4 protein-coding genes are annotated in these 5,897 nt (G+C 63.4%); 2 read left to right on the top strand and 2 right to left on the bottom strand.

Translation table 11 applies throughout. The features are described from left to right. Positions 1–1,067: histidine kinase dimerization/phospho-acceptor domain-containing protein (locus EN991_RS20485; protein WP_127369411.1), on the top strand; the 1,067-nt coding region annotated here is incomplete at its 5' end. A 324-nt stretch (positions 1,068–1,391) separates the two neighbouring features. Here EN991_RS20485 and EN991_RS20490 read toward each other — a convergent pair. Next, entirely contained in the window at positions 1,392–3,350 is a 1,959-nt protein-coding gene (locus EN991_RS20490; protein WP_127369412.1) for an acetoacetate--CoA ligase, read from the bottom strand. A gap of 272 nt (positions 3,351–3,622) precedes the next feature. Here EN991_RS20490 and EN991_RS20495 point away from each other — a divergent pair, with 272 nt between their 5' ends. Further along, entirely contained in the window at positions 3,623–5,476 is a 1,854-nt protein-coding gene (locus tag EN991_RS20495; protein WP_024505753.1) for an AsmA family protein, read from the top strand. An 18-nt stretch (positions 5,477–5,494) separates the two neighbouring features. On the opposite strand, the gene EN991_RS20500 is transcribed toward EN991_RS20495, so the two are convergent. Next, the coding region (locus EN991_RS20500) for an ABC transporter permease subunit (RefSeq protein ID WP_127369413.1) at positions 5,495–5,897 on the bottom strand (403 nt) is incomplete at its 5' end.

Genomic DNA, 5,897 nt, shown 5'->3' on the forward strand with positions numbered 1-5,897 from the left:
GCGTCGTGCTGATCGGCCGTGACGGCACCATCCGATCGATCAGCCGGCCGGCCGAAGCACTGTTCGGCTTCGACAGCGACGATGTGACCGGCAAGCCGTTCGCCTCGCTGTTTGCCATCGAAAGTCAGCGCGCGGCACGCGACTATCTCAACGGACTGTCCGAGCCCGGCGTGGCGAGTGTCATGAACGACGGCCGTGAGGTGATCGGTCGCGAATCGCAAGGCCGCTTCATTCCGCTGTTCATGACCATCGGCCGGCTGCCCAACGACAGCGGCTTCTGCGCCGTCGTTCGCGATATCACGCAGTGGAAGCGGGCCGAAGAGGACTTGACGCAGGCACGTGCGGTGGCCGAGCGCGCGTCCTCGCAGAAGACCGATTTCCTCGCCCGCATCAGCCACGAGATCCGCACCCCGCTCAACGCCATCATCGGCTTTTCCGAACTGATGGTCGACGAGAAGTTCGGACCTGTCGCCAACGACCGCTACCGCGACTATCTGCGCGACATCAACCGCTCGGGCAATCATGTGCTCGACCTGGTCAACGACCTGCTCGACATCTCCAAGATCGAGGCCGGCCAGCAGGAGATGGCCTATGAGGCGGTGTCGCTCAACGACACGCTGGCCGAGACGGTGGCGATGATGCAGCCGCAGGCCAATCGCGAACGGGTCATCATCCGCTCCAGCTTCGCTTCGCGGCTGCCGGAAGTGGTGGCGGACCTGCGCAGCGTGCGCCAGATCGCGCTCAACATCCTGTCGAATGCCATCCGCTACACCCAGGCCGGCGGCCAGGTGATCGTCTCGACCGCCTATGAGACGTCGGGCGACGTCGTCATGCGGGTGCGCGACACCGGCATCGGCATGAGCCATGCCGAGATCGAGCAGGCGCTGAAGCCGTTCAAGCAGATCAACGCGCTGAAGCGCGGACGCGGCGACGGCACCGGGCTTGGACTGCCTTTGACCAAAGCGATGGTGGAAGCCAACCGTGCCCGGTTCACCATCAATTCGACCCCGGGCGAAGGCACCTTGGTCGAGGTCGCTTTTCCATCGACCCGTGTGCTCGCGGAATAGATCAGCCCTCCACGCTTCGATCCCGATAAAAAGAAAAAGGCGCCCAAAGGCGCCTTAAGAGATGGGATTGCTGTCACAACGGGGGCTTGAGCGAATTCGGATCCTCGGGGCTGAGGAACGGGATTTCTCCCTCAAGTTACCTGCGACTATCGACGCCGGACCTTAACAACCCCTTACCGGGGCGCCGGAAAATTTACGAATGTGTACCACTCATGAAATCTAGGTAAATTCTAGCGAGATATTTCGTTAACCATTCCGAAGTCACTTTTTCATACGTGTCGTTGCCTCAAAACCGGGCCACTTTTGAGCGACATGCATTAGCAGCTACTCGGCCAATTGCGGCAGGTTCTTGAACAGCTCAAGCGCCTCTGGATTGGCGAGCGCCTCCTTGTTCTTGATGGCGCGGCCATGCACCACGTCGCGCACCGCAAGCTCGGTGATCTTGCCCGACTTGGTGCGTGGGATGTCGGTGACGGCGACGATCCTTGCCGGCACGTGACGCGGGCTCGCGCCGCTACGGATTTTTGCCCGTATGCGTTTTTCCAGATCCTCGTCGAGCTGCACGCCGGCGGCCAGGCGCACGAACAGGATGACGCGCACGTCGTTGTCGATGTCCTGTCCGATGCACAATGCTTCCAGGATCTCAGGCATCTGCTCGACCTGATTGTAGATCTCCGCCGTGCCGATCCTCACCCCGCCCGGGTTGAGCGTGGCGTCGGAGCGGCCATGGATGATGAGGCCGCCATGCTCGGTCCATTCGGCGAAATCGCCATGACACCAGACATTGTCGAAGCGCTCGAAATAGGCCGCCCGGTACTTCTTGCCATCGGGGTCGTTCCAGAAGCCGATCGGCATCGCCGGAAAGGCTTTTGCGCAGACCAACTCGCCCTTCTCCTGTCGGACCGGCCTGCCGTCGTCGTCCCAGACATCGACGGCCAGGCCGAGGCCGGGTCCCTGGATCTCGCCGGTCCAGACCGGCTGCGTCGGCACGCCGAGCACGAAGCAGGAGACGATGTCGGTGCCGCCGGAGACCGAGGCCAGATGTACGTCCTTCTTGATGCCGTCATAGACAAAGCGGAAATCTTCCGGCGACAGCGGCGAGCCGGTGGAGGAGATTGCCCGCACAGTGGACAGATCATGCGTGCGGATCGGCTTGAGGCCGGCCTTGCGCACGGAATCGATGAACTTGGCCGAGGTGCCGAGGAAAGTCATCTTCTCGGCATCGGCGAAATCGAACAGCACATTGCCGTCGGGGTAGAAGGGCGAACCGTCATAGAGCAGCAGCGTCGCACCCGAAGCGAGCCCCGACACCAGCCAGTTCCACATCATCCAGCCGCAGGTGGTGAAGTAGAAAAAGCGGTCGCCGTCGGTGAGACCGGCATGCAGCCGGTGTTCCTTGACATGCTGGATCAGCGTGCCGCCGGCCGAATGGACGATGCATTTGGGAATGCCGGTCGTTCCCGACGAAAACAGGATGTAAAGCGGATGCGAAAACGGCAGCGGCTCGAAGGCGACGGGCTTGCCGGCGAAGGGCGACAGCGCCTCTTCCAGCGCCACCGCCTTGTCGATGATCCCGGCGACATCGCTCGATGTGCCGAGATAGTCGACGACCAGGATCTTGCGGACAGTGCCGAGCTTGGCCGCGACCGCGGCGATCTTGTCGGCGACTTCGATCGCCTTGCCATTGTACCAATAGCCATCCGGCGCGATGAAGACGACGGGCTCGATCTGGCCGAACCTGTCGAGCACGCCCTGCTCGCCGAAATCGGGAGAGCAGGACGACCAGACGGCGCCGACCGAGGCGGCGGCCAGCATGGCGGCGACGGTCTCCGGCATGTTGGGCATCATGGCGGCAATGCGGTCGCCCTTCTTCACCTTGAGCGACAGGAAAAGCTGCTGCAGCCGCGAGGTCAGCGCGTGCAACTCGTTCCAGGACAGCCGGCGCTCGACCTTGTCTTCGCCGCGAAACACGATTGCGTCGCCTGAGCCGGTCTTCTTCAGCAGATTCCCGGCGAAATTCAGTGTCGCATCGGGAAAGAAAGAAGCGCCGGGCATCTTGTCGCCGTCGACGAGCAGCTTGTCGCCCTTGCCGCCGACGATGCCGCAGAAATCCCAGACCAGGCTCCAGAACCCTTCACGGTCCTCGACCGACCAGGCGTGAAGCTGCGAATACGAGGAAAACGCTACGCCGGCTTTGACTCCGGCGGCCTTGGTGAAGGCGGTCAAGGGTGCTGCGTCAATCTGGTCTTGCGTCGGGGTCCAGAGCGGTTGTTCGGCAGCCATGATCGTTCCTCCACGGTCGCCATCGCTTATGCATATCGCAGCGCAGCAGAGCAAGATTTTGTTCGGCTGATGCGACCAGATGTGCGCAAATGCCATCGCCGGGCCATAAAGACTTGAAATGCCTCAGCCCTAAGTCGTAGTGACAACTTGAAGTCGTAGTGACGGCCGGAAGTCCTGGTCACGACCGGGGTCGTGGTGACGACCGGGGCCGTGGTGACACCTGGGGTTACACCCGTCGCGCGATTTGTCGGAATGGAAGCATACGGGGCCATATGCCATCATCTATGATCCGGCGCGGAATATGGGCGATCGGCGCTGCCGTGATCGTCGTCGCGCTGGTCGTTGCCGCCCTGCCGCTGATTGCCTCCACCCGTATCGTGCGCGACCGCATCGCCTGGGAAATGAGTGCGTGGAGCGGCTTCCGTGTCGCCATCGACGGTTCGCCGCGTATCGAGGTCTGGCCGACATTCCGCGCCATCCTGACCGATGTGACGCTGTCACAATGGACCGACACCGAGGCGCCGCCGGTGGTCGAGGCAGAACGGGTCGAGGTCGACCTTTCCGCCATGGCGGCCTTGCGCGGCGACGTGGTGTTTTCGACGGCGCGGCTGGTGCGGCCGACGATCCGGGTCCAGCGCACGCCTGCCGGCCTTTTCCTGCCCGCTGTCCCGACCGGCGGGCGCATCACGCGCTCCATCGACACGGCGCGCGGCCTGGTCAACGCCGACCCCGCCAAACCGGACCTCGACAAGCTGCCTACCGACACCTTCGGCACGGTCGAGTTTCGCGACGGCCGCATGGTAGCCTCCATCGGCGGCAAGGACGTCGAGATCCTGAGCAGCTTGAACGGTCAGGCAAATTGGGCGGCGATGAACAGCAATGCGACGCTGTCGGCAACCGGCATCTGGCGGGGCGAAAGCGTCGCGCTGGACGTCGCCTCGGCCAAACCGCTTGTGCTGTTTGCCGGCGGCACGGCGCCGCTGACACTGTCCTTCAAGGCGGCGCCCGCCACCTTCTCGTTCGACGGCACGGCCAGCATGTCTGAAAATACCTATTTCGACGGTCAAGCGAAGTTCTCGGCGCCCTCGCTGCGGCGTGTCCTGGAATGGTCGCAGGCCGGCATCGCTCCGGGTGCGGCGATCGGCTCGGTCAGCATTTCGAGCAAGATCACCGCGACCGGCGGGCGCGTCAAGTTCGACAACACGGCGATTGCACTCGACAACAATCCGGGGATGGGTGCGCTGGACCTCTCGCTTGGTGAAGCACAACCGGTGATCTCCGGCACGCTCGCCTTCGACACGCTCGACCTCAGATCGTTTCTGTCGGCCTTCACCCCGCTGGTGCCGACCGGAGGGGCGGGGCCTGGCGAAATCGACACAAGTTTCGCCGACAAGATCAATCTCGATCTCAGGCTGTCGGCGGCGCACGCCACGGCGGGGCCGATCCAGCTCGCCGACGTCGCCGCCACGGCCCAGGTCAAGGATGGTCTGTCCGTCTTCGACATCTCCGATGCCTCGGCCTTCGGCGGCAACATCCAGACCAGCCTTCGCTTCGATCGCAAGCCGGAAGGCTCGCAGGTCGAAATCCGCCTTCTGGCGTCCGACATCGACGGCGGTGCTTTCGGCACGGCGGCAGGGATGACGCGGCTGGTGCCGGTCGGCACGGGCACCGTCTCGGTGATCCTCAAGGGGCCGGGCAGAACCTGGGATTCCATCTTCGACAATGCCGACGGCTCGGTCTCGGCGACCTTCGGGCCGGGTGCGTTGAGCAAGCTCAACCTGCCGGCCTTCCTCAAACATACCGAACAGGGCGGCTTCTTCGCGCTCGACGATGTCTCCGACGCAACATTGCCGATCGACGGTGCCGAGATCAAGGCCACCATTTCGAAGGGCGTGGCGCGAATCGACAAGGCCGAGGCCAATTCAGCGAAGTACAAGATCTGGCTGTCCGGCATCGCGTCCTACGCCGGGCGCGGACTGGCCTTGTCCGGCGGCGTCATTCAGCCTGACCAGGCGGCAACGCAGGCCAACGGCCAGCAAGGCCCCAACCAGTCGTCGTTCTTCGTCGGCGGAACCTGGAGCACGCCGTTCATTTCCCCGATCAGCCGCGGCGTTTCCGGGGAATAAGGGGTCGCGTTTTCATCTTCAACCGCGCTGCGCGGCCTGCTCGTCGAGCTGGCGCTGCACCTCACGCCGCTTGTTGGCAAGCGAGGCGATGATGACGCCGATCGCCACGACGGCGATCAGGATGGTGCAGGCGGCGTTGATTTCCGGCGTCACGCCGAGGCGAACCTGGCTGTAGATCTTCATCGGCAGCGTCGTCGCGCCCGGCCCGGAGGTGAAGCTGGCAATGACCAGATCGTCGAGCGAAAGGGTGAAAGCCAGCATCCAGCCGGAGACGATCGCCGGCATGATGACCGGCAATGTGATCTGGAAGAAGGTCTCCACCGGCGTTGCGCCAAGATCCATCGCGGCTTCTTCCAGCGAGCGGTCGAAAGTCATGAGCCGCGACTGCACGACCACGGCGACGAAGCACATGGTCAGCGTG

Source organism: Mesorhizobium sp. M7A.F.Ca.US.005.03.2.1 (genome assembly GCF_003997795.1).
Lineage (GTDB): Bacteria > Pseudomonadota > Alphaproteobacteria > Rhizobiales > Rhizobiaceae > Mesorhizobium > Mesorhizobium ciceri.